28 protein-coding genes and 1 pseudogene are annotated in these 24,782 nt (G+C 40.4%); 11 read left to right on the top strand and 18 right to left on the bottom strand.

All coding sequences use genetic code 11. From position 1 onward, the window contains the following. Positions 1-142 precede the first annotated feature (142 nt). The 5 genes from GWP43_RS11575 to GWP43_RS11550 form a co-directional block, all read right to left on the bottom strand. Positions 143-745, bottom strand: a complete 603-nt coding sequence (locus GWP43_RS11575; RefSeq protein WP_162664284.1) for a TetR/AcrR family transcriptional regulator — start codon at positions 743-745, stop codon at positions 143-145. Positions 746-1,393: 648 nt separating this feature from the next. Further along, a complete protein-coding gene (locus GWP43_RS11565) occupies positions 1,394-2,362 on the bottom strand; it encodes a HipA domain-containing protein (RefSeq protein ID WP_162664283.1) in 969 nt (322 codons plus the stop codon). Next, positions 2,359-2,691: a HipA N-terminal domain-containing protein gene (locus GWP43_RS11560; protein ID WP_162664282.1), complete on the bottom strand. Its 333-nt coding sequence runs from the start codon at positions 2,689-2,691 to the stop codon at positions 2,359-2,361. The genes GWP43_RS11565 and GWP43_RS11560 overlap by 4 nt, the downstream gene beginning before the upstream one ends. Then, positions 2,688-2,906 carry a helix-turn-helix transcriptional regulator gene (locus GWP43_RS11555; protein ID WP_162664281.1) on the bottom strand — a complete coding sequence of 73 codons (219 nt, stop codon included), beginning with the start codon at positions 2,904-2,906 and terminating at the stop codon, positions 2,688-2,690. The genes GWP43_RS11560 and GWP43_RS11555 overlap by 4 nt, the downstream gene beginning before the upstream one ends. Before the next feature lie 322 nt (positions 2,907-3,228). Beyond that, complete coding sequence (locus GWP43_RS11550; RefSeq protein ID WP_162664280.1) at positions 3,229-4,434, bottom strand: hemin-binding protein B; 1,206 nt, start codon at positions 4,432-4,434, stop codon at positions 3,229-3,231. Positions 4,435-4,600: 166 nt separating this feature from the next. Between GWP43_RS11550 and GWP43_RS15310 the strand changes: the two genes are divergently transcribed. Then, complete coding sequence (locus GWP43_RS15310; protein ID WP_256481804.1) at positions 4,601-4,732, top strand: hypothetical protein; 132 nt, start codon at positions 4,601-4,603, stop codon at positions 4,730-4,732. A 158-nt stretch (positions 4,733-4,890) separates the two neighbouring features. After that, entirely contained in the window at positions 4,891-5,487 is a 597-nt protein-coding gene (locus GWP43_RS11540; RefSeq protein ID WP_162664279.1) for a hypothetical protein, read from the top strand. A gap of 169 nt (positions 5,488-5,656) precedes the next feature. Here GWP43_RS11540 and GWP43_RS15455 read toward each other — a convergent pair. Next, positions 5,657-5,755: pseudogene (locus tag GWP43_RS15455) on the bottom strand (NAD(P)H-dependent oxidoreductase); the annotation flags it as partial. Positions 5,756-5,835: 80 nt separating this feature from the next. Between GWP43_RS15455 and GWP43_RS11530 the strand changes: the two are divergent. Together GWP43_RS11530 and GWP43_RS11525 are read left to right on the top strand one after the other, a co-directional pair. Further along, complete coding sequence (locus GWP43_RS11530; protein WP_162664278.1) at positions 5,836-6,711, top strand: ketopantoate reductase family protein; 876 nt, start codon at positions 5,836-5,838, stop codon at positions 6,709-6,711. A 133-nt stretch (positions 6,712-6,844) separates the two neighbouring features. After that, entirely contained in the window at positions 6,845-8,011 is a 1,167-nt protein-coding gene (locus GWP43_RS11525; protein WP_162664277.1) for a leucine-rich repeat domain-containing protein, read from the top strand. Between the two features lie 169 nt (positions 8,012-8,180). Here the strand turns inward: GWP43_RS11525 and GWP43_RS11520 are convergent, their stop codons facing one another. The 7 genes from GWP43_RS11520 to GWP43_RS11490 all read right to left on the bottom strand — a co-directional run bounded on the left by GWP43_RS11520 (position 8,181) and on the right by GWP43_RS11490 (position 14,099). Then, positions 8,181-9,908: a hypothetical protein gene (locus GWP43_RS11520; RefSeq protein WP_162664276.1), complete on the bottom strand. Its 1,728-nt coding sequence runs from the start codon at positions 9,906-9,908 to the stop codon at positions 8,181-8,183. A 41-nt stretch (positions 9,909-9,949) separates the two neighbouring features. Next, positions 9,950-10,825 carry a hypothetical protein gene (locus tag GWP43_RS11515; protein WP_162664275.1) on the bottom strand — a complete coding sequence of 292 codons (876 nt, stop codon included), beginning with the start codon at positions 10,823-10,825 and terminating at the stop codon, positions 9,950-9,952. A gap of 88 nt (positions 10,826-10,913) precedes the next feature. Beyond that, complete coding sequence (locus GWP43_RS11510) at positions 10,914-11,249, bottom strand: hypothetical protein (RefSeq protein ID WP_162664274.1); 336 nt, start codon at positions 11,247-11,249, stop codon at positions 10,914-10,916. Positions 11,250-11,275: 26 nt separating this feature from the next. Then, positions 11,276-12,607: an SPFH domain-containing protein gene (locus tag GWP43_RS11505; protein ID WP_162664273.1), complete on the bottom strand. Its 1,332-nt coding sequence runs from the start codon at positions 12,605-12,607 to the stop codon at positions 11,276-11,278. A 19-nt stretch (positions 12,608-12,626) separates the two neighbouring features. Continuing rightward, positions 12,627-13,238, bottom strand: coding sequence for a zinc ribbon domain-containing protein (locus GWP43_RS11500; protein WP_016518950.1), 612 nt, complete (start codon positions 13,236-13,238; stop codon positions 12,627-12,629). 1 nt (position 13,239) lies between these two features. Further along, positions 13,240-13,707, bottom strand: a complete 468-nt coding sequence (locus GWP43_RS11495) for a hypothetical protein (RefSeq protein ID WP_162664272.1) — start codon at positions 13,705-13,707, stop codon at positions 13,240-13,242. Continuing rightward, positions 13,704-14,099 carry a hypothetical protein gene (locus GWP43_RS11490; protein WP_162664271.1) on the bottom strand — a complete coding sequence of 132 codons (396 nt, stop codon included), beginning with the start codon at positions 14,097-14,099 and terminating at the stop codon, positions 13,704-13,706. Before GWP43_RS11490 ends, GWP43_RS11495 begins: the two co-directional genes overlap by 4 nt. 171 nt (positions 14,100-14,270) lie before the next feature. On the opposite strand from GWP43_RS11490, the gene GWP43_RS11485 reads away from it, so the two are divergent. The 3 genes from GWP43_RS11485 to GWP43_RS11475 are packed head-to-tail and all read left to right on the top strand — an operon-like array spanning position 14,271 to position 16,658. Beyond that, entirely contained in the window at positions 14,271-15,395 is a 1,125-nt protein-coding gene (locus tag GWP43_RS11485; RefSeq protein WP_162664270.1) for a sensor histidine kinase, read from the top strand. Further along, positions 15,364-16,041 (top strand): response regulator transcription factor, encoded by a 678-nt coding sequence (locus GWP43_RS11480; protein ID WP_162664269.1) that lies wholly within the window; start codon positions 15,364-15,366, stop codon positions 16,039-16,041. The genes GWP43_RS11485 and GWP43_RS11480 overlap by 32 nt, the downstream gene beginning before the upstream one ends. Further along, complete coding sequence (locus GWP43_RS11475; protein WP_230977696.1) at positions 16,041-16,658, top strand: hypothetical protein; 618 nt, start codon at positions 16,041-16,043, stop codon at positions 16,656-16,658. Before GWP43_RS11480 ends, GWP43_RS11475 begins: the two co-directional genes overlap by 1 nt. A gap of 77 nt (positions 16,659-16,735) precedes the next feature. Here GWP43_RS11475 and GWP43_RS11470 read toward each other — a convergent pair whose 3' ends face one another. Genes GWP43_RS11470 through GWP43_RS11455 form a run of 4 tightly spaced genes read right to left on the bottom strand, consistent with a single transcriptional unit; the run spans position 16,736 to position 21,646 of the window. Continuing rightward, complete coding sequence (locus GWP43_RS11470) at positions 16,736-17,527, bottom strand: inositol monophosphatase family protein (RefSeq protein WP_162664268.1); 792 nt, start codon at positions 17,525-17,527, stop codon at positions 16,736-16,738. A 39-nt stretch (positions 17,528-17,566) separates the two neighbouring features. Beyond that, the gene (locus tag GWP43_RS11465; RefSeq protein WP_044015199.1) at positions 17,567-18,676 is read right to left on the bottom strand and encodes an ABC transporter ATP-binding protein; all 1,110 of its coding nucleotides are present in this window, start codon (positions 18,674-18,676) and stop codon (positions 17,567-17,569) included. A 1-nt stretch (position 18,677) separates the two neighbouring features. Then, the gene (locus GWP43_RS11460) at positions 18,678-20,507 is read right to left on the bottom strand and encodes an ABC transporter permease (RefSeq protein ID WP_162664267.1); all 1,830 of its coding nucleotides are present in this window, start codon (positions 20,505-20,507) and stop codon (positions 18,678-18,680) included. A gap of 23 nt (positions 20,508-20,530) precedes the next feature. Then, complete coding sequence (locus GWP43_RS11455) at positions 20,531-21,646, bottom strand: hypothetical protein (protein ID WP_162664266.1); 1,116 nt, start codon at positions 21,644-21,646, stop codon at positions 20,531-20,533. Positions 21,647-21,786: 140 nt separating this feature from the next. Between GWP43_RS11455 and GWP43_RS15645 the strand changes: the two genes are divergently transcribed. The 4 genes from GWP43_RS15645 (at position 21,787) to GWP43_RS11435 (ending at position 24,268) form a co-directional block, all read left to right on the top strand. Next, on the top strand, positions 21,787-22,083 hold the full coding sequence (locus tag GWP43_RS15645; protein WP_203232475.1) for a recombinase zinc ribbon domain-containing protein: 297 nt from the start codon (positions 21,787-21,789) through the stop codon (positions 22,081-22,083). A 165-nt stretch (positions 22,084-22,248) separates the two neighbouring features. After that, entirely contained in the window at positions 22,249-22,686 is a 438-nt protein-coding gene (locus tag GWP43_RS11445; protein ID WP_016518098.1) for a radical SAM mobile pair system MarR family transcriptional regulator, read from the top strand. Next, a complete protein-coding gene (locus GWP43_RS11440) occupies positions 22,683-23,372 on the top strand; it encodes a radical SAM mobile pair protein A (RefSeq protein WP_162664265.1) in 690 nt (229 codons plus the stop codon). The genes GWP43_RS11445 and GWP43_RS11440 overlap by 4 nt, the downstream gene beginning before the upstream one ends. Beyond that, positions 23,360-24,268, top strand: a complete 909-nt coding sequence (locus GWP43_RS11435) for a radical SAM mobile pair protein B (protein WP_162664264.1) — start codon at positions 23,360-23,362, stop codon at positions 24,266-24,268. Before GWP43_RS11440 ends, GWP43_RS11435 begins: the two co-directional genes overlap by 13 nt. Positions 24,269-24,571: 303 nt before the next feature. Here GWP43_RS11435 and GWP43_RS11430 read toward each other — a convergent pair whose 3' ends face one another. Next, the gene (locus GWP43_RS11430) at positions 24,572-24,721 is read right to left on the bottom strand and encodes a hypothetical protein (RefSeq protein ID WP_162664263.1); all 150 of its coding nucleotides are present in this window, start codon (positions 24,719-24,721) and stop codon (positions 24,572-24,574) included. Positions 24,722-24,782 lie beyond the last annotated feature (61 nt).

The raw sequence follows: 24,782 nt of genomic DNA, 5'->3' as shown, positions 1-24,782 counted from the left end.
TCCCTAAAACGCAACAACGGGAATGTCCGTAAGGATCATTCCCGTTGCCGTAGTAAAAAAAATATCCGATAGTGCACACTTCTCAATCCTTCCATTTTTATCAGGTTGTATTAGAAGTGATCATTATTATGTATGTGTATCGTTATTGCAAAAGCTTATCGGTAACCGCTATCACATCCTCCATCGTGAAATTTTTATCGCTCTTGGTAAACTTTCCGTTATAGATAGTTCCCCACGAACCGTAGAGTATAAATGTCGCAAACAGTTCCGCATTTTCTTCCGTTAGTTTTAGCCTATCCGATAAATGCCTTTCATTGTATGCCTGCAAAAGAAACTTGGCATACGGTTTAATCATGCGGTTTAACATTTGGAGAAAATCCCAAATTTTATACGAAGCATCTGAAATGGACACATCGCCGTTTGGTATAAACCGCTCCGTATACCCGCTGATATCTTCCCGAATCATACTACGGAATGCAGCGAGTTTTTTAGAAAACGGAATGGTATCGTCTTCCAGCATCCGGCACTTTCGTTCCAAGCGTTCGGAAATGTATTGCTCCATAGCTGCAACGTAAATATCTTGCTTTGACTTAAAATAGTAGTAAAACATACCGGGGGCGCCGTCAACGACATCAAGGATGTCCCGTACGGATACCGCTTCATATCCTTTTTCTGCAAAAAGCTTTGCAGCAATTTCGATCAATTCCTGTTTACGGACTTCAGGCTTCTTGCTGTTACGCTTCAAAAATCGGCTCCTTAGTTTTTGCCGTACATGTTAGATGACGCTAACCGTACAAAGAAAAAAACACACAGAACGAGTGTCTGTCTATAATGCACCGAACGAGAGAAAAAGTCAAGAAGTCACATTTGGGCACCTCTAAAAACTCGGTTAGATTTTTAGAGGTGCCCGTCGAGTTTTTAATAAGTCTATAAATATAAATGACTTATTAAAAACATCGCAAATAAGCTTAAGGAAAACCTCTAAAAACTGAAGTTTTTAGAGGTTCCCATTTGTTTTTGTCAGATAATAGATTGAAAAAGAAATCATGAGCTTTGCTTGTTTTTTCATACTACTTGCCGTATGGTAGATATGGAGGCATAGTATGGCAATGTTACAAGTCCGACGGCAATTTGACTTTAGTAACGAATAATACAAAGTATTTTAAAAATATTCCATTATTAGAATTAGAAAACTGGAAAACATAATTAGGCAATGGAATTGGAAATTTCTGATACGACACGGGATTTTTAAGATAAATTATGAAAGCTAAACTTACAATGTATAACCAGATCGGAAAACTGTACGGCTATTAGACAGGAATTATAAATGAAACTCTATGAAGCTTCTTTGGAGTCAAGAATGCGAGTATATCGTTTTTCGTCCATCTTCATACTACTTTAAAGCGGAAACTCTTTTATTAATTAATGCTATAAAGGCTTTTTTCATATCATCAGGTATTAAAGAATTACGGCACATTTCAATAAAAACAGGCGTCATCAATATCAATTGTTCTATCATTTTCTCCGTTGCAAGTTTCGCTATTCCACAACCGGCTGCAAAGATAAGAAAATCTTTACGATGGATGTTTCTCTTCTTTCCATTCATCGGCAGAGCAAATTCTTCTTTGTCTTCCGGCATAATGACATTTACCGGAAGCAAATCATACGCAGGGGAAAAATGATACGCTCCCGAACCCGATTGTGTTTCAATCAAGGAAAAATTTTTCAAATGCATATCGGAATTTCCAACAATAAATGAAAAGACGAGTCGATAAAACAGTTCGGTCATATCAAGACCGGAACGATAAGAGTACTTCTTAATGATATTCCCGCATCGCTCGTAAGAACCTTTATATTTATCTTGAGTCAATCTTAAATCAAGTTGACAAAAATCTTCCATAGCGATCAGCTTTACATGAGTAATGTTCTTTACATTCGAATCTTTTGGAAAAATACGATCGATTCTTTTTGTAATATACGCATAAGTGTCTTTGCTTTTTACAAGCGCATGAGGGACGGTTATAATCTTAGCTTTATCTGCCATAGACATAACAAGATGTTCACACTCCGGCAAGGCACGGAATTCTTTTACTTGAGGTTTCAAAATATATCCTGTGGGGGAATTCACAACAGTCAATCTGGGATACGTTTCATTTGAAAGATGTAATGAAAGTTTTTTCTGAACACCCGGAATAGTATAGCCTTTATTGGTGCTTTCTTTTGCTAGCTCTTTCAGTACCGAGTCTGTTATTTCAATTTTCGGAATAGCATTTGTCATGAAAAATTTCTTTATACATGGCTTATGCCAGCCGCTACTTTCATTATTGTCTTTTATCGGCTTTCCGCAACACAGACAGTTCATATCTTTTCCTCTCTTATACTGACATTTTCGATAGGATCTTTACAAGCAACTAACAGTAAGGCAAATCGGTCTTTAAGGTTTATCTTCCAATTACGGCTTACAACCTCAAGAAGCCATCCTTCGGGAATCAATCCGTCGAAAAAAGAAAACAATGTTTTTGATGTATAAGGTTCTTTACGTATTGGAAGCGTCAATGAAACAGGATGATTATCTTCTGTTGCGATATAGGCTTCATCGTAAGAAAAAGAATATCCCTCATCGGTTTCGCACAACGTTCCGGCAAAGTTATTATATACATAGACGTATGCGGTTCTGAATATATTTGTCATTTATATGCTGCCGAAGTTACACCTTTTTTACCCGGAATGGCTTCCATGCCGAACATTGCCAATGCAACATTCACTTTATCCATGCGTACGGTTTCTTTTCCTTGCTCCAGTTCACGGACAAAACGAAGTCCAAGACCCGACCGCATCGCAAAATCTTCCTGCGTCAAACCGGCGGCTTTTCTACTTATCTTAATGAATTCTGCTATTCTATTCATATACACATTGACCCCTGTTAAGCTGTTGGATATATAATATACACCCTTTAGGGTATAATGTCAAAGAAAGAACAGTAAAACATACCCTATCGGGTATATAACAGCATTTGAAGTAAGTAATTATACCCGATAAGGTACAGTTTACAGATAATCAGTATCACTTAGATAAGATTTATAATTCTGATGATTGAGATAATCAGTTTAAAGTATAGAATCCTTATGTGACGGTATTCTGTCGTTTATTTGTGCGGAGCGTTTTTAATACTCCTGCCGATGGTAAAAACTAGTTGTTTTTGCCATCGGTAATACAGCTCCGTTTTAATTAATGCATAGAACCTTTTAAAAAGCTCCGGCAGCTATCAAGGATATGCTGCACCATTTCTTCTTCAGATACATCAGCACGTATACAGGTAGGAGCGCTCTTCATTTTTGCGGCTTCTTCGACGGAAGTCCCGTACCAGAAATGCATGTGAGGTGGGACAGCGTGGGGAATGGTAATTGCAAAATGAGCCAACTTGCCTTTAAATGAAGGATCAGTAGCGGAAAATGCACGATATGCCGGATGTGCGGCATGTGCACTATCTTGTATATATGAACTGCGGCTGACTTCTTTATTGCCTTTCCATACGATAATCTCATTTTTACCATTTCCTGCAACAAATTCAATATGAGTAAAATCATCGGCGGCACCGAATGCCTTGTACACCAGTGCCATAATATCTTCTTTTGTATAATCACCGCCCTTCGGATTTTGTCCGGCAAATTCTTTAATCAATTGCGTGTAAACATTTTGAATAGCGGGGCGCGGATCTTCGCAAACGGTAACTGAATTTACCCATTTGCCATTATATAACGCAAGCGGCTCTTTGGGTAATTTTTCTGCTGCCACTGTATTGATAACAGCCGTAAACTGTTTAAGTACCTCTTCTTTTGGAAGATTTGCTTCTACAAAAGGAGCTCGCTTCAAAGGATCCCCATGTACCAGCGATCGAATGCCCCATTTGCCGAAGCGGGCATCAAATGATTTTATTCCGGTTTTTTTATCAACTTGAGGAGCCGTAACAACAAAATAGCGCAGATTCTTTAATTCTTGAATTGGTTTTACCGCTTCAAATGTGAGCCAATTGCGAGTCGAATCTTCAACCATAGGGCGTGTACCTTTAAAGGTATATTCACACAAAACCTCTTTCTCAGAACCGTCGGCAGTACGTACAGTAAACGCTACCGTATTTGAACCGTCAAAAACAGCTTTTATCACGGGCGCCGCCACCGCATAATGTACCGCTGCTTTTAATCCGCCTTCACTATAGTACGGCATTGCAGCAGCATTTTTAGCGTATACATCCTGCAAAACAGCATCATCTTCAAAACGGCTGAGGGGCTGCCATGAACCTTTCATAACAGCAAGTTCTGAAGCTGCTGCAGTATCCGATACTGCGGTAGCAGGAACACTGGCACAGCCTGCAAGCAGGCACACCGACAACAGAGCAGCACCTATAGCTGCCTGTAAATACTTTTTAGATGTCATAAAAACCTCCGTAAAATACAAGGGTAGGGATAGTGGCGCAAACAATCAAAAATGTCAATGGTATCGCAACCGAATAATCGGAATGGTAGAATATGCCGAATCGATAAAATCTTCCGTATGCATAACGGAATGATTAAGGTGATTGCGGGAATTAGAAGATGCGTTTATGATACATGCGGCTCATCGCTTTGATGCAAAGGGAAGAAAATATATCGGTACTCCGATAAAATATTATTTTGAAGATGTAGGACTTCGAAATGCACGGATCGGATTTATGCATTGGGGGGCGTCAGGGTAGGTTGATATTGAATTGGTAAATGATATAGGTTTTCGTAAATATGAAATCTGCATTGTGTATCGTGATGATACGCAAGTGCCGGAAACAATTGCATTTTAATATTCTTTAAAATACATTGGAGAATTGATTATCGGATAGAAAGAACGAGGGAATTGAATATGAATGAAAAAGAAATAATTACATTTTTAAAAATGAATATCGAACCGGTAGTGGATGATATATATGGATGTATTATATATCGAGCGTCTGTGGTTTTAAGAGACAATGTGATTATTCCATGCGTAAAATTTTCGTGTGCGGATACATATATGGATTTAGTGATAAGAAGATTCGAAAAAGAAAATAAAATTTTTCTCAATAATGAGGAGAATCCTTACAGGAAAATCGTAAGTCATTTTTGTATAGAACATAATATCATAGACTCTAAAAAAATAGTAAGAATAGAAAGAAGCCGGTATTCTTTTCCGATAGAAATATTAAAGCAAATAAGAGGCGAAACGTTAATGAGCTGGACGGGGTTTGTTGTGAAAATGCGTGACGGAAATTATTTTAATTTCGGCACAGCCTTTTCATTCGCTTTTTTTGATCTTCCCGAAAATTATAATTTTTCAGATATTGCCGAAGTGATAAATCACAGCTACATAGATAGTAGCGGCAAAATACAAAATTACCGAAAGACCGGGTTAAAAAAATTTTCGAATGTAAAAATCTATAGAGAAAAAGATTATTTCAATTGTTACTTAAAGGGACTTTAAATATATAAAGTATAGCTGAATCCGAAAAGGCAATCCTTGCACTTTCCCCGTGCCCGATAAAGAACGGTGTTGTCGTTTTTGCTTTAATACCCTTTGTTACGACGCAGAGCGTTGCTGAAAAAGCAAAGGATATGCAATAATTCAAACGGTCTTCTCTGTCGATTATGCCTTATGTTTGCCTCAGTGCATCCAACCAAGCTAAATAGTCCCTTGCGCTCTGCTCTACCTCTTTCCGTGCAGCTTCGCTATATCCTGCGTTACTGTCTATGAGCATACCATCAAAGATAAAAATGTTCTATACTAACGATAGGAAACTGAAAACTGTACGGCTATTAGACAGGTAGTAAAATGAAACTCTTAATCTACGGTGCAGGTGTAATCGGCAGTTTGTATGCCGCTGCGTTTGCTGAAGCAGGATATAACACCACGGTGTACGCACGAGGGAAAAGGCTTAAAGCACTGCAAACCCTCGGTCTACAGTATGAGAAAAACGGCAAAATTCATAGAGCAAATGTTACCGTTATCGGTACATTGGAAAATGATGATTGGTATGATTTTATTTTTCTAACGGTAAAGGAAAATCAAGTACATACGGCGTTACAAGAGTTGAAGCACAATATCAGTCCGAATATTGTTACAATGGTCAACACGCTTGAAGCGTATGGTAATTGGGAACGTATTTGCGGAACAGGACGTATTATACCGGCATTTCCGGGTGCAGGCGGCAGTTATGAAAACGGCATCCTTAAAGCGGACTTTACGCCGCGTATTATTCAAGTTACAACCTTTGCCGAAATCAATGGGAATAAATCCGAGCGCTTGAAAAAACTTGCCGCTCTTTTTACCGCATCGAACATACCGCACGGGATTGTAAAAGATATGCACTGCTGGCAGCTCTGTCATCTTGCGCTGGTTGTTCCGATTGCCGATGCGTATTATAAAGCAAAAAATCCGGAAACGGTTTGGAAAGAATCGAACATTATGTATGATACCGTACAACAAATTAAAAGCAACGTTACTATGCTGTACTATTCCGGCGTAAAACTTTCACCGCCGAAAATGCATCTTTTAAGACTACTGCCAATTCGGATGCTGCAGCTCGTTTTTACATTTATTTTTAAGAGCCGTTTCGGATATATGTTTATGTACCGGCACTCAATGAAAGCTCCCGATGAAATGAATCGGCTGCATGTACAATTATATCGATATCTTGAAAAGGAATAGATACGGGAAAACTTCTAAAAACAGCAAGCCTATCGGCTTGTTCTGCAAGGAAACGGTTTATCATATCCGCTAAGGCGGATTGCGAATCCGTTTTTAGAAGTTTTCCTTAAGCTTATTTGCGATGGAGTGTGATATGCCAGCTACCAATAAAGACGATATTGCAAGCGTAGATGAATTGCTATTGACGGCAGAAGAAAAAACAAATCTCAAACTGCTGAACATAAGAGATGGGACACTAATCTCCGTAGTTGATAAAAAAAAGTTAGTAGGTAGTCTGGTTCTTCCCGATAGTGTTACTGAAATCGGCAAAGAAGTATTTTCCGGCTGTACCGGTTTAACACATGTTGTGATACCGAACAGTGTTACGAAAATCGGCGGCGGAGTTTTTAATGAGTGCAGTTCTTTAACAAGCGTAACAATACCCGACAGTATTACTGAAATTAGTTGGAAGATGTTTTTCCGCTGTAGTTCTTTAACACGTGTTGAGCTTCCTGACAGTGTTACTAAGATTGACTGGTCGGCATTTAGCTGCTGCACTTCCCTCATAAATATTGTAATACCTGACTCTGTTACTGAAATTGGCTGGGAGGCGTTTATCTTATGTACTGCTTTAACACATGTTGTGATTCCAGCGCGTGTTACGGAGATTGGAGGGCGAGCTTTTGGGAGCTGCGCCGGTTTAATACATCTTACCGTTGATAATGCAAATACGGTGTATTGCAGTGAAAATAATATCCTGTATACAAAGGACAAGACAACACTGATCGCTGCTGCTGCAGGTTTACAAGGCGGTATTATCATCCCTGATAGTGTGACTGAGATTATTGCGGATGCATTTGCCGACTGCTGCTCTTTGAAAAGTATTGCAATACCGGTTAGTGTTACTGAAATCGGTAATCGAGCGTTTTCCGGCTGTACCGGCTTAACCAGCATTGTGATGCCGGATAGCGTGACAAAAATACGGGAGGAGATTTTTCATAATTGTAGTTCGCTCACAAGTGTTGTACTACCTCGCGGTATTACCGAAATTGGCGAGGAGGCTTTTTCCTGCTGTGCTTCTTTAACAAATATTACTATACCTGACAGTGTTAGAGAGATTTGCTGGGCAGCATTTTACGGCTGTACCTCTTTAACAAGCGTTGTGATATCGGATAGCGTTACTTCGATTAGTGAGGATGCATTTACTGATATTAATCTTGATGCGCACTTTATTGTTTCAAGTGAATCGGTAAAAAACTTGCTAAGAGATTGTGGCAGCGGTATACGCGATGAGCAAATTATCGTTGAGCAGAAGCTGTAGCTTATTTGATAATTTGTAATGAGCTTTGATGATATCTTTTAATTTTGATACCGTATTATCATAACCCAATAAGTCTAACATTAATTAAGTTTGCATATTTAAACGGCTTAGAACTGATTGAAGAACCAACGCCGAGGAACGGCGGGTATTGCCCACTCCGCACGAATCATTATTTGGTTGTGTTCTTTTTCGGGTTTATGAATCTTACTTCTCCTGCATCTGTTTCAATTTTTGAAGATTTTTCTGCCGTAATAAAATATTTGTTTGCGTAAAAACATTCTCTTGTATCTTCGATTTTTACTGTTGAATTTCCTACAGCACGAATTATACTTTTTATCTTTTTTACCTGTCCGTAATAGGTATCTTTTTTTGGTGAAAAACCGAAATAGCAGTCTTTGCATTTTAGTTTTGAAGAGTCGGAAATATAGATGATGGGGTTTTCGTAGGGAAAATTATAAAAATAGCAGCCCGACAATTTTACACTTGCGTTTGCCGAAATAAAAATATGACCGCTGCATTCATCTGCATGAGTTATATATCCGCTCTCTTCTTCTTCATGAAAAAAACGGACATTGCTCAATTCTGCTTTTGCACTATCATCAATATCCATAAGGCAATCCTCGTCATCGTAGATTTCGGACTTGCTTCCGTAAATAAACAATTTTGCATTGTTTTTTATTTTAACTGAACACTTGTGCTTTGTCGCGTTTAAACTGAATATCTTGGCGATTGCATTTCTTTGGAGTGCAAGACCTCCCGCTATCCCATCATTTCCGGAAATAAAAACCTCATCCTTACTTTCTAATCTTGCGTTCTCTGTGATGCCGATTCCTGCTCCCGAATTATTGCAAGAAGTAATTAGTCCTGTGAAAAGTTCAGAATTCTGAAAAAGAATTATTCCATGTCCCCTATTATTGTATGTACTTATCCTTCCAACTTGTATTTTTGCTTTTCCGTTAAGGCAAATACCATAATCTCCATTTGCTTCCGAATAGATTGATTTTACATTCATCAATACTGCATCGCAAAGATAAATTCCACCGCCAAAATTCTTATAAGCAGAAAAATGTCCGAATCTTTTTTCTACATTCATAGAACTTGCCAGATAAAAACCTTCAAGCATATTGCCAACAGCATAAATTGATATATCTTCGGAAACGGCGATTTTCCCGAAGCCACAAACCCCGTATTCCCTATAAGAATAGGAAAAAAAATTTACTTTATTTACGGCAGACAAAAAACAAACTTCTCCAGATTCAAATATAAAAAGATTTGAAAATCTGTTTTTAAATGCAAAAACTCCCGAAAATTCCGCTTGTCCGGATACGGAAATTCCGCAATTCAAAGAACCAATCACCAAAACACTGTTCAATTTTGTACCGTCTGTATCTATGTTAAGCAAAGATTCAGACGGATTTTCATCAAGTAAGTCATACAAAGCATCTCTGCCGTTGGTGTCTGAAAATTGTTGAAATTCTTTTTGAAGTTTTTCGTGAATCTCGTTTGCCTTTTTATTGCGTTCTTGATCCACACACTTCATATATCCATCAGGAATAAAGACCGCCGTTTCTGCCCAAAAGTCTTCTTTATGCTCTTCATAAAATTTTTCACCGACAAAAATAATTCCTTTTACAACCGTGGCACTTTGAATGAAAATCTTTTCATCATCAGGAACTATGATGACTGTTTGTAAATTTTCTAAAAAAGCATCCGTTTCAGAAAATCCGCTGCCTTCAATCGTGATTTTTGATTTCACCGTGAAAGAACCTTTAAAAATGCCCGCCTTAAGTTTGAGCATTCCGTTTTCCGGAACGGAGTCTATCGCTTGTTGGAGCGAAGAGAATTTTGCAATTGATGGAGAGTAGGTAATAATAGAGCATTGATTTTTTTCCTGCATTTTTCTTTCCTTACTATGTTCTGACATAATTAAGTTTCCTTTTATGAATACATTTCTTCAAAAGAATTCTGCCATGCAGCTCGCATTGAATCCCAATTTGTATGGCAGTTTTCTTCAATCATCCGTGCCGGTGATTTTTTTGCCCATGCAATAATTTGAGCTTCGTATTTTCCGAGCGGCATATCGGTTTTATACAGTGTTGAAAGTTTTTTAGGGATATCCTGAGAGTCAATACGGAAACGCGAAGCGAGAGAACCGTCTGCACTGTAGATATAAGCATGAGGGATTTCAAAGTTTCCCTTGTGGAACTCGCGAAGGTTGCCGCCGATATCTTTTATGCCTGTGAATAGTGAAAACGGCAAACCGCCATCCGGTTTTGCGAATACGCTGATACCGCGGATCTTCATTTTTTCAGGGGATTGTACGAACCGGCGAAGTGAAAAATCAAATGCATCGATGAAATCGGAGGATTCGGGATTATCTGCCGTTCCGAGTTGACGGATCAATCGCCAATTCAAACGGATAAAAGTCTTTATATCATTTTTTTCCTTTTCCGTAAGAGAAAATGTCGAAATATCGGCTAAATCAAGCACATGCACGAACTGAGGATTTTCCTCTACCGTAACTGCCGTGTGCTGTTCTTCCCATGTCATGCCGTCTTGCCAATCTTTACGCAACAGTGCGATAGAGCTTCCGTAAAAACGAAGAAAAGCGTTTTCGTCATCAAATAGTATATGTGCGGCAAGCCCGCTCTGCATTTTGTGCAGAAGAGTTCCGAAAAAGCCGAAATTTTCATACGTTTCATCAAGAAAACGCTCAGCCGATTTATGCCCGCGTTCTTTTGCCCGCTTGTATCGTACGAGGTTTTGCCATAAAAAACCGGTATCATCTTTTGTCATTTGTTTTTTAGTTCCCATACTGAAAAACGGATCTCACCGGTGTGTTCAGTAAGAAATGCGAGGTTTGTGATTTTCGATTTTTGCTTTATGATAAGATTTGCTTCATTCATTCTTCTTTCAATGCTTTTACAATTCCATAGAAAATCAAAAGATAAAGCAGAAATAAAACACCTGTTATGACTATGTACGCAGTTTGTCTAAATCCTGAAAAAACAAAAATCAAATGTTCAACCAGTACCAATACAAGGAAAATACTCGAAAAGATTTTTATATTCGCACTTCCTCTTCCAAAAGAAATCCCAAACATTCCGAATAGAGTAACAAAAAGAAAAACTCCGCCTCCGACAGTAAGAAACATATTCCCTGTTCCTGAAAAAAAACCATAGCATATAAATGCGGAAATCCCGAGTGAAATCAAAACTAAAATCCAATTTATTTTCATAAAGTTTTCTCCATACTATGACCCGTTTAACTCATCGGCGGTACAGGCGGAATCGGCGGAGTATTTTGACCGAAAATTGCCGACAGTTCAGGCACGTTTCCGGCTGTCATCCAGTTTGCCATACCGGCTTTCCAAACAAGACTTTCGCGCGTAAACTGTCCGCTTGCTGCCATTTGAGAAAGTGTTGCAACCGTATAGGGGCCTGTTGTCTGTCCGTTTACTGCAACATTGTATTGACTTACTTGCGGCGGAGGCGGCGGAACCGGCTGACTCAATCCGCCCAAAGCGCCGTGCATCATTCCGGCCATATTCTGCCCGATTGCACTTCCCATAGCCATTCCTGCCATCATGCCTGCCGGATTAAAACCGCCGCCGTTGCCAAGGTTTATGCCGATACCGCCTGCCGCTCCCATCTTTCCCAGTGCTTCCGCTCCTGCAATGCCGACTCGTGTCTGCTGGTCAATCTGATGAGCAGCCAGATTTGAACTTTCCGTTCCGAGCCGTCTTTCCCGCTGGTACTCTTCCATGTTGATTTCCGCCATACCTTCCATCTGGCGAATATTGATAGCACTTTTTGCTTTTTCCTGCTCGCTTATGATGTCTGTTGTAACTGCTTTTAATTCACGATAACCTTCGCTTGATTTATCAAGTTCAATATCGCTTATATCAACCGAACTTGTTGTAACACCGAACTCACTTTCAAGCCGTTGTTTTAAAATAGGCTGCAAAACACTACTGACTTCAAAAATCTTTCGTTCAAGATGAATTACGGGAAGCCCTGTATCAAACGGGATATTTGTAACAATAGATTTTATATATTTGCAAACAGCATCCCGAATCTGCAATTTAAAAGCCTCAAGGTCAAAATCAATAAGCCTGTGAAGTTTTATAAATTCTTTGTAATTCGTAAGTCTAAAATTGATAGAACCGCGAACCGCAACGGGAACGGTAAAATTAGTATTGCGTGCATCAGCTACATCAAAAAACGGAACCCCGAATTTTACCTGAATGATTCCCGCAAGGTTTATAAAATAAACTTCCGCTTGAAAAGGGCTCGCCCCGCCGAATGCCGCACCGACAATCGAAGAGAGAATAGGAAGGTTTGCTGTTTTAATCGTATCGTCATAAGGTCTTTCAATATAGTCCTGCATTGTGCCGTCTTTTTGGTGATAAACAAAGACAGCGACTTCACCGTCTTTCACACGCAGACTTGAACCGTAGCGGATTGCGTTCTCTTTTTTTGTAGAATTCGCTTCTTCCGCTCCCTTAGGTCTCCATTTCCAAATCAAATATGTCGGCTCATCACAACGGATAACATCCATTAAACCGTCTTCGTGTTTTTTCTTGAATATGCCCATTAGTTTTACTCCAAAATTATTAATTCAGTATTCCGAGTTTTGTTAAAACGACAAGAAGTACAATTAGTGCTGCAAAACCGCCAAAGACAAAAATCAAAAATTTCTGCCACAATGGCATTCTTATTTTAGTTGTCTTAAAAATTTGGTTTACTTGTGCCAAACTTTCCGGATCCTTAGCAAAAATAAAAGGAGCGCGTGTTTTTAACTGTTTATATTTATTAATCCATGCAGTTCTAATTTGGTCATCTATTGAGCCTAGTGGAGCAGAGCAGGGCTGCGTAACGGAACCAACTGTAATGTATAAAAATTCAAAAAAATCTTCTTTTGCGTTTGGAATCGGGAACGATGTAATAAAATCGGATCTGTCACTTTTTGGAGTGTTGAATAAATCACTGTTAAAATTCGTAACCGAAGATGATGCTTTGATATTTCTCAGTTCAATGCCGCATTGAGGACATTTTAAATCATCGCTTGATAGAATTGCTCCACATGATGGGCATTTCTTCAGTTCCCCATCAAAAACTTGTTTGCGTTGATTTTCACTTCCTGTATTTCCTGCCGGTGTTCCGCAAGAATCACAGAATTTTGCACCGTCCATTAATTCTTTTCCACAATTTTGACAAAATGCCATTTTATTTTTCCTCCAAATTATAAAATTCTTCCCAAGAGAATTCTTTTATTGTTTTCATATCAAATTCAATAACTTTGTCGATAGGAACAATTTTCCCAAATGCAATGAACTTATCTTTGGGAATATGTTTTACAAGTAATTCATGAAAAAACTGTCCTCCTCGTTTTCCTGTTTCATCAGGTCTGTTGTCTATCAAAAGTTGATATTTAATGTTCTCATGTGTTTTTGATGATTGATAACCTGTTAGTTTCAAAAGCTCGCCAAAAAGTTTGTGTACTGCATTATGCCCGTCGCCGGATAAATGAGTTTTTGCTTCAACCATACAAAAATCACCGCTATCGTTGATGTATTCAATGTCTGCATGATTTTTCGCTCTGCAATTACTACATTGAACAGCACCAAGTCTATCACAAAAGGATTTTATTAAATCCTGTTCCGGATTTTTTCCTTTTTCTAAATCTTTCATCATTTTTTCCCGAATATTCCGCCAAAAGCAGAGCCAAAGGCACCTTTCATTTGAGATTTGACTTCGTTCATCGGCTGTGCGATTGAATCTTTCATCTGTTGTTTTGCCTCTTCAAAAGGCTGTGCCATTTGGTCTTTTATTTTTTCCATTTCGGTAAGTTCGCCTTTTGCCTTACGTTCTTCAAAATCCGCTTTTTTTTCGGCTTTTGCTTCTTCTGCCGCTAATTTGCACGCCTTTGAACAGTAGTTTTTCTTTGCCGTGGCGACAGCACGTCCTACAAGTCCGCCGGCAGAACCGAATAATCCGTCTCCGTCTATTTGCTTGTAGTATTTTCCGCACCAGTCACAGCGAACTTGTCCATTCCAAGCAGTTTTTACATGATTTAAAAATCCCATCTTATTCCTCCAATAATGATTATTTATTTCCAGCGATGCCGACAAAATCAGCATTGTAGTTCGGCTTTTTTGCAATTATACTTCATCGTCTGCATATTCCTTTGGTCATTTTTCCTAAAAACTTTGGGAATTTTTCCCAAGACATGAATATCGGTTCGTGTTATACTAGATATGGTCGATAGTTTCATTACCGAACAATTTTACTGGAAAATCATGCTGCTAAGTCTTATTAAGAAAATTTTTAAAATCGAGTCGATATTTATCTACACCGCACTCGCAATCTTTTTTTGCACAATCTTTTTTAAGCGGGCAAGCAACAATCTGATTCAGAAACTCGACACGGAAATGTTATTGCTTCAAATGGATCCGAAAAGCATAGTTGCCGGCAGAGATAGCGCTGACATTTTTTCGAAAAATCCTGTAGATTTTGAATCAATTGCTCTTAAACTGAGATCGGACTACCAAGCCTTCACTTATTTTGATGCACCTCTAAAAAAAGAACTTGAAGCAATCATTCAAAATATTCAAAGCGGTAATCGTAACACGGATGCTATTATCAACTTTCAAAATCACATTCATGGGGTGCAGACAAGACTTAATCTCGGATACGATTCTCTTTTATACAGTGCTCTTTTTCTGATTGCGATTGCCGTCTTTATAATCCTTGAGAAATTCTTTAAAAATTCAATACAGCTTGAACAACTTAAAACAATGCAGACGGAGCAGAATAATTTCAGCCGCGACCTTCACGACGGAGTTGCGCAGAATCTTGCCGCACTCAATATCTATCTTGAAAAAGAAGATTTTTCAAAATCAAAATTTTACGCAAAACAAGCTCTAAACGAAATTCGTTATATGATCGGTTCCGGAAGTATTGAGTTTACGGAAGATTTTGAAAAAATTATACGCGAGATTTGCACTGCATTTGAAGTGAATTTCGGAATAAAAACAAATCTATATGTTGCAAGTCAGAAAATAATTGCGCTCAAAAATACGCAAAAGACACATCTTATCAGAATTTTGCAGGAAGCGCTGAGCAATATTTCACGGCATTCCGATGCAACACAAGTTGAAATAAAAATTGTGGACGGGATTGATGATTTCCGTTTTATCATCTGCGATAACGGAAAAGGTTTTGAAGAAACCGACGTTGAAAGCAAGAAGCTAAAAGCTGCTGTAAAGCATTACGGACTTACCAATATCAAAAAGCGTGCCCAACTGATAGACGGCAGCGCGGATTTTATAAATGAAGGAGGTTTTACCATTGCAATCACCGTTAAAGATTCTGTTCATTGATGATCACACGGGCTTACGGGACGGAATGATTTTTATGCTTCAAAACAGAAATCCGTCACTTTCGATAATCGGTGTCGGAACAATCCCAGAAGCGGTAAAAAAACTTAATGAAGATAAAGATATCAAAATTGTGATTCTCGATTTAAACCTCGACGGTGAAAACTCGCTTGAATCGGTTTCAAAAATGAGAGGTGTGAAGCCTGATATTTTAATTTTGGTTTACACTATGTACAATGATGATATTCACGTAGAACATGCACTTTTGATCGGCGTTCAAGGTTTTATTACAAAAGAAGCCTCGATTGATGAAGTTGAAAAAGCAATCCTTGTGGTAGGTTCAGGGAACACGTATTACAATAGCGTTGCAAGCAAAGTTTTGCACACTCTTTTACCGCAGAATAAAGGCAAGCACATCGTCCGTGACGAAAAAAGCTATCTTTTTGATAATTACAAAAGTCTTTCAAAAAAAGAGCAAGAAGTTTTCATTCATCTTGCTGAAGGGCTTGATGTAGTTGAAATTGCAAAACTGCTCGGAAAATCGGAAAAAACAATCTTAAATCAGCGGACGGCCGTTTACGGAAAAATGTTTATTCGCGATCGGCATGATTTGATTGAAAAAGCAAAACTTTTAGGGCTGCTATTTTAATGAGAAAAAATGTAATGAACCGAATCAGCCGAAGGATGTTTACAGTCATTTTCACCATTGCAAGCATTTTGATTAATTATATGTGTTCATATCTTGCAGGGCTTGTTGCTTTTCCTTTATATTTGGATTCTTTGCTTACTATTGCCGTAACAGCCTTGTGCGGACTTATTCCGGGGATTGTGTGTGCAATCGCAAGTAACGCTCTTTTGTGTATTTTCGCAAATACAGGGATTCTTTTTATGCTATGTCATATTTCTACCGCAGTAGTTGCACATCTGGTATTTTATTCCGAACGGAAAAAAGCCAAGACACCTTCAAACCCGAATACCTCTTATACGGATGTTTCTTACACAACCGAAAATTTTATGTGGATAGGTTTTATCTCAGCCATTACCAATTCAATTCTAGGCGACACCATTTCCTATCTTTTTTACTCAGCAAATACATCCATTCCTCAAGTAGACAATGCCGTTCAAGGAATCTATGTTGTAACACAGAGCTTAACATTTGCGGCATACTTCGGCGGCACCGTTACAAATTTGATAGATAAAGTTTTCAGTGCAACAGTAAGCTTGTTCGTATATAGATTTTATAAAAAATCAATAGCGTCGGTGTAGAGTACTTCCGCTGTGTTTATCATTCATAGTAGATCGGGAATACCCGTGATGTGAGTACGTCATATCACGGGATAGTATTATTTGGATACCTGCGCGATAATGTTATACACTTCATCATGGATAACCGAGTTGGTGATTAATAAATCATCGATTTCTTGTCGCGGCTTATTCGATAGATTGGTTACCGTACCGCCCGCTTCGCTGACAATCAACTTACCGGCGCAGGAACTTAAGCCCATTGACGGCTTCACGTTGATCATCGCTTCGCTTTTGCCGGTTGCAAGCCAGATAAGCTCATAGACCGTACAAACAATTATCCGTATGCCGCGTACGTGCGGCTGCAATTTTTGTATAAGGGTGAGTACCTTCTCGCTGTATTCGGCATTATAACTTGATGTTAAGCAAATACTGACAATCGATTCGTCAAGCCGCGAACGCTGCGACACCCGCAGTTTTATAGTGCCGCAGTACGCTCCCTCGCCTTTGATTGCGTAATAAATAGCGTTATTCGGCCAATCGAATATGATACCGAAAATCGTTTCTTTATTTTTCCGCAAGGCGAGCGTTGTGCCGAACATCGGAATACCGGCAGCAAAATTCACCGTACCGTCAATCGGATCGATAAGCCATTCGTAGGGGCTTTCCCCACGGTTTTCGCCGTATTCTTCGCCGATAAACGTATGATCGGGAAAGCGCTGCCGGATGCCTTCTACAATTGCTTGTTCCATAAACCGGTCGGTAAACGTGGCAATATCGTTCAATTCTTTTTTTTCAATCCCCTGAACATTATACCGTGATGCTTCCCGATAGGCTCCCGTTACCAGCGGAACCAAATAATCGTAGAGGTGATGTAATGTTTCTGACGTCATGCTGCTATCCATAAAACTGCAAGTGTGAACCCCTTAAAACTAACCTTGAGTTTTAGAGATGCCCAAGTGACCCATCGCAATATTTGCTTCGGTTTCTTTATCGAAGAGGATGATGGAGTTACCGGAAAAATCGAATGAGACTTTTTTATCAATGTCATAATCGACACTGCCGAATACAACGGAGGTAAGAATGGTACCGTGTGAATTGATTTTAACGGTTGTTTCCATGCCCGCAGGTAAGGTTGAAAAGACGGTTCCCTCTGCACTTCCATGTTCGCTTATCTGCACATATTCAGGACGAATGCCGAGAATAACACTTTTTTCTTCAAACGGGAGCGGCGTATCGCTGACAAATTCCGCCTGCAATCCGCAAAATTGAATGGTACCCTTACGGTATTCAGCCTCGATAAAATTCATAGTAGGATTGCCGATAAAGTCGCCGACAAATACACACGACGGCTTATTGTACATTTCGAGCGGAGCGGCGTATTGCTTTAACAGTCCCTTTTCCATAATGCAGACCTTCGTAGAAAGCGTCATCGCTTCCAACTGATCATGCGTAACATACACAAATGTGGAATCGGTAGTGCTGTGCAGCCGTTTCAGTTCAACCCGTATTTCCGTCCTCAGCTTTGCATCAAGGTTTGACAGCGGCTCATCCATAAATAAAATTTTGGGATTGGGAGCAAGCGTGCGCGCAATGGCAACCCGCTGTTGTTGTCCGCCTGAAAGCTCACTCGGATATCTTTTTTCAAATTGCTCGATTTTCAGCAAGGCAAGCAGCTCCGCCACCCGTTCTCTGATGCGCCGGCTATCCCACTTTAAATTTTGCAAGCCGAATGCAATATTTTGATACACCGTCATGTGCGGCCACAACGCATAGTTTTGAAACAAAAAGCCGACATTCCGTTTTGACGGCGGTACATTAATTCCTTTCTCCGAATCGAAGACGGGCGTACCGTCGATAATAATCTTTCCCGATGTAGGCGTTTCCAGTCCCGCAATCATCCTGAGCGTTGTGGTTTTTCCGCAGCCGGAAGGACCAAGCAGCGTTACAAATGCACGGTCGTCTATTGTCATATTGAGGTTATCGACGCCGACAAATTTTCCCCATTGCTTTGTCACCTGTTCCAATATAATCTCAGACATCTTATTTTCCTCCTACGCCTTTCGTAACGCTTGCGCCTGTCAATTTATTCACCACCCAGTTGATAAGCAGCACGATAATGACAATCAATAAGTTTAACGCATTGCCGTACTGCGAATATCCTTTTTCGTTGTAATACATCAATAGGGTTGTCGTAATGAAATTACTATCCACAATCAAAAGCACGAACAAAGACAATTCGCGCATACACGAGATAAACGGCAAAAGATATCCCGACAAGAAACTCGGCTTTTGAATCGGAAAGATAATTTTCAGCATCCGTTTCCACCACGGCGTATTGGTTAAAATTGCAGCTTCTTCTATTTCACCTGACAGTTGCAGCATCGCGCCTGTAGCGGACTTCGTTGCAAAAGGCATATATTTAATCGCACCGACCAACACGAGCAGAAAAAACGATCCGTATAAAAACGACCAGTTAACCGATAGCGCAAGGTACGCCATACCGAACGCCATCGAAGGAATAAGATATGGAATAAACGCAAGTGTGCTCACGATTTTTGATAGCTTGGAATGCCGTTTGTTTACAACCGCGTAGCCGACCAACAATCCGCACGTACCGGCAATCAGTGCGCAGGCAAGTGAGAGCAGTAAGCTATGCCCCAGCGCACTCCATACATGTGCATTGACCAGAATACCGCCTTCCCAGTTATAGTATTGCGCTTGCAGAGCTTGCGAATTGGGGTCTCCGATCCAGAAATGAAACGACATATTGCCGAGTGTATAATTACCGGCGCTTTTCAGTACCGATTCCAGTGCAAAGGTGATCATCGGCAGAATGGAGATAGCGAAGACGATAAGAAGACCTGCTGCTGCAAGCGGACGCCGCGCTGCTTTTAGATTGATGAATGATACTTGCGAACTCTTGCCGGTTACCGTTGTGTATGACTTCCGTTTTCCGGTAAACAGGTTGTTGATGCCCAGTACGAATAGCCCTAATACTACCAGCACGATACCGACTGCATAGCCTTGCGCCGGATACGCCTGATTAAAATAGGTCATCGAGGTGGTTAACGTCATAAAGCCGATAGGAGTACCGAGAAAAACGGGTACGGCATACGCGCTTACGGAACTGGCGAACACCAGCAAAAATGTATTCATCATCGCGGGAGCTACAATCGGTAAGGTAATCTTTGTAAGGATTCTCCAGCGCGGCGTTTTTAGAATGGTTGCCGCTTCTTCAAGGTTGGCATCCATGTTTTTCAGAATACCGCCGATCAGAATATAGGCAAACGGCGCATAGTGAATACCGAGCGTCATCCCGATAGGGAATCGTCCGTAAACAAACCACTCCGGTGCATAGATATGGAACAACGAAGCGATAATCCCGTTTGCACTACATCCGTGCACCGTTACGTTAGCAAACATATTGTGCCAAAAAAGTGCAATCGTCCACGACGGCATAATGTACGGAAATAAAAGCAGCGCCGATATCGGTTTTTTCAGCGGGATGTTCGTCCGGTTGATAAACCATGCAAATACTCCGCCGATAACAATCGCAACTGCGGAAGCAATCAACGCCATGGAGATTGAGTTAAACAGCGGAACGTAAAAGTAATTTTTACTGTAGTTATACTCCGACGTGAGTAAAAGCGATTTCCATCCGCTGAGCGATATGCTTCCCGCCGGCTCTCCATGAAACAAAGCCTCCCGTAAATGTACGGTAAAACTTTCGATAATCATCGAAATGAGCGGGAAGATAGTCGTTGCACCGAGTAAAATGAGCGCAACGGTAAGAATGATATTTGAGGGCTGTGCAAAAAATGCTTTTAACTTGTTGCCGGCCCTCTTCACGGTAAGTGTCATAGGTTTCATATATATACAAGATACAAACCGGATCAATTATACCCTTCAAGAAGTTTGACAATCGATGCCCAATCTGATTTTACATCGGTATAATTTTCCAGTACAAATCCGTCGAGTAACGAATCTATGTCCTGTTGTACCATGCTATTTGTAGAATACACTCCATTCCCTTCCTGATAGGTTGCAATGCCTTCTGCCGTTGACAGATAGTTAATAAAAAGCATCGCCGTATATGGACGGTCGGTTGTTTTTGCAATCTGTGTATAAAATTTATACGCATAACCGTTAAAGCCTTTCATTTTATTGAAAAATTTTACTTTGTTGTACGTTCCCTCTGCACCGGTTGAATACTTTGTTACCGGAGAAAATCCGATAACGGGCTTTTCCGCATCGACAACAATCTTGGAGGCTATCTTTCCTTCACTTTCGTAATCGGTTGCTTTTTTCACAAAACCGTCTATAAATAGATAGCCTGCATTCTTAAAGTTTCCGGCAGCAACAGCGGAATCACATGTTCCTGCGCCGTATTTTTCGTCATAGGCAGCAGACAATTTTTGCGCCCATGCATCGGTTGTCAACGCTGCCATAAACAGCTGATTAATCGGTTCTCCCGCTTTCCGGTAATAGACTGCGGATGAGGTATCGATTAAATCCCACACATTGGTGATCTGTTCATCGAATTTTTTATCCATTGCAAATTCTTTAAAATAGTACATAAACGCGTACATATCGCTCTTCGCTGCGCCGGGTACAACGGGATTATAATTGATAAGATTTCCAGCGCCTAATTCAACACTTAAAGAAGCTCCGTTCTGGGTAACGACTGCATCAATTTCTGCCGAACCGCCGTCAATCAGCTTTTCAATAGCAGAATAGAAATCTTTTTCATTCTGCTTTACGCCGGAACCGGTTCCTTGCAGTCCGTATTTAGCAAAAAACGCCTTGACCGTTTTATCGGTTTTCGAGGATGTGGAGTACACGGTAAAATCACCGGTTTCCGCCTTTGCACGCTCGATTAACTGTTCAATGCTTGTGTCTTTCGCATTATTGATAACACTCAGCACATCGTCCGCTTTCTTTTGCTGCCCGCATCCGGCAATAAGCCCGATTAGTAACAAACAAACCGCTACAATTCCAAATTTTTTCATGTTAGAAAACTCCTTTTTCGTTCCTGTAGATTTTTGGAAAAACAACAGGGCATCCTGAAAGCCTCAAAACGGTTTTTTAAGAGCCCGGATGAGGTTGATTATACCTTCGCTCTTAAAAATTTGTCAACGAGAAATACAAAATACGCTGGACAAAGAAGAAAGATGGTTCTATCCAGTATTCTTACCGTTGCGGCGGGTATGCAAGCAGGGTTAATTCTTGTACTTCCCATACAATTAGTGCTGATACTGTTGAAGCCTTGATATTATCGGCAGTTAAACGCTTTTCAAAATTCGTTCTAAATGATGAAAAAGCCTTTGCTTTGGAACTGCAATCCCTTTGGAAAGACAAGCAAGAGGAAAAACCGAAGCACAATCAATCGGAGTTCTGTCTGATTGATGGCAGTTTTCTTTTTCGGCAAGTATTCAAGCAGTCATGAAGTTGAGAGTATAGTCGAAGGGGCGGAAAAGTTTACAAAGAAGTGGTATAATACTTTTGATTAAGAACGACAAATCGGAATTTACCTCTATTTAGACATACAAACTGTTGACAATAAAACTCCTATATAGTATGATTTGATAAACTACTATATAGGATCTTTTGTATGGAAATGAATGGAGGATTCCTTGTTACCAAAATAAAACAGCTTGGAGACCGGATCTTTGAGAAGATTCTCAGTGAAAAGAATATTGATGCGTTCAATGGAGCCCAGGGGCGTATTCTTTATGTGCTGTGGCAGGAGGATGGAATCCCGATTGGGTCACTCTCGATCAAATGTGGATTAGCGATAACTTCTCTTACGACGATGCTGGAAAGAATGGAAAATCAAGGGCTGATAAGCCGCGTTCAGTCTGAAACGGACAAAAGGAAAACACTCCTGTTTCTGACTGAGAAAGCACATGCCTTAAAGGGCGAGTACGATTCTGTATCTGATGATATGGGCAGCATTTACTACAAAGGTTTTTCGGAGGAAGAAATTACCCGGTTTGAGGAATGCCTCGACCGCATCAGAAAGAATCTTGAGGATTGGCAGGAGTCATGAGTATTTGTATCAAAAATCAGATTCAGAACATGAATATCGTCATCGGCTGCACAGTGGGGTGTGCATATTGCTATGCCCGCAACAATGTGAAACGCTGGCATATAATTGATGATTTCTCTGTTCCTGAGTTCTTCCCATGTAAGCTCAAGATGATGGAAAAGAAACGTCCGCAGAACTTTCTTCTTACCGGCATGAGCGATCTCTCCGGATGGAAGCTGGAATGGAGAGACGAGGTATTTGCAAAGATCCGTGAAAACCCACAGCATCAGTTCCTGTTTCTTACCAAGCGCCCCGATCTGCTGGATTTTGATACCGATCTGGAAAACGCATGGTTTGGCGTTACGGTAACGAGGAAAGCAGAACTGTGGCGTATTGACGCCCTTCGGAAAAACGTCAGAGCAAAACACTACCATGTTACCTTTGAACCGTTATTCGACGATCCCGGTTCAGTTGACCTTTCCGGAATCAACTGGATTGTTGTCGGCACCATGACTGGAGCTCAGAGCAGGAAGGTTCATACGGAGCCGGAGTGGGCATGGTCTCTGACGGATCAGGCACACGCGCTCGGCATTCCGGTGTTTATGAAGGAAGACCTTGTCTCTATCATAGGGGATGAAAATATGATTCAGGAAATGCCAGAAGAATTCAATAAAGTGTTGGTGGTACAGAGATCATGGCAGAAGTAATCGATGGAATCCTCATTAGTGAGGTGGGAACAAAGAACATCATGACCAAGTCCAGTCTGCCGGTAGGCGGTTACTCGGTCAATCCCTATGTAGGCTGTACACATGCCTGCAAGTATTGCTATGCTTCTTTTATGAAGCGCTTTACCGGACACAAGGAGGAATGGGGCACTTTCCTTGATGTGAAGCATTGGCCGGAAATTAAAAATCCGAAGAAGTATGCCGGACAGCGGGTGGTCATCGGTTCTGTGACGGATGGCTACAATCCACAGGAGGAGCAATTCGGGAATACCAGAAAACTTCTGGAGCAGCTGATCGGCAGTGACGCAGATATTCTAATCTGCACAAAGTCTGATCTTGTGGTACGAGATATTGATCTGCTGAAGAAGCTTGCACGAGTAACCGTTTCATGGTCGATCAACACACTGGATGAAAATTTTAAGAACGATATGGACTCTGCTTCGAGCATTGAGCGTCGTATCGCTTCTATGAAGCAGGTATATGATGCAGGTATCCGTACAGTCTGTTTCGTATCCCCGGTATTCCCCGGTATCACGGATTTTGAAGCGATCTTTGAGCGGGTAAAGGGTCAGTGCGATCTGTTCTGGCTCGAAAATCTCAATCTTCGGGGCGGTTTCAAGAAGACGATTATGGATTATATCGCTGGAAAATATCCTGATCTTGTACCGCTTTACGATGAGATCTATAACAAGCATAACCGCAGCTACTTTGAAGCACTTGAAGTAAAAGCTGAGGGAATGGCTAAAAAGTATGATTGTCCCTTTGTGGATAATGAAATGCCTTATGGCAGAGTCCCGCAGGGACATCCGGTGATCGTGGATTATTTCTATCATGAGGAAATCCGAGGGACAGAAAATACCGGAAAAAGAAATCGTTAAACAGAAATTGACCGAGCTCTTTGAACGAGGGAGACTCCTTGTCCGAAGGGCAAGAAGGTGCAACCGAGAAGACTTAGAACAATTCCAGTTTGCCAGTATCTTAAACAGAATATGAACAACGAAAAACATCGTAGTAATACGGTGTTTTTTGTTGCTTAAAACCTATAATTTCATACATGACCACAGGTTAGTACAAACCCTTGTGTGATTTTTTGAAAGGCTTAGAACGGGGATTTTCCCCGATTTTCACCCCGAAAAGTCACATAAAAAGGCTTGAAGTATCTTTCCTGTAGTTTTTTATTATCAGTTTGCACGCTCGATTAACTGTTCAATGCTTGTGTCTTTCGCATTATTGATAACACTCAGCACATCGTCTGTTTTCTTTTGCTGCCCGCATCCGGCAATAAGCCCGGTTAACAACAAACAAACCGCTACAATTCCAAATTTTTTCATGTTAGAAAACTCCTTTTTTGTTCCTGTAAATTTTTGAAAAAATAAGCGGACACCTTGAAAG

This window comes from Treponema vincentii (genome assembly GCF_010365865.1).
Classification (GTDB): Bacteria; Spirochaetota; Spirochaetia; order Treponematales; family Treponemataceae; genus Treponema.
The sequence above is the reverse complement of the archived record's forward strand: the minus strand, read 5'-3'. Positions and strand labels throughout refer to the sequence as shown.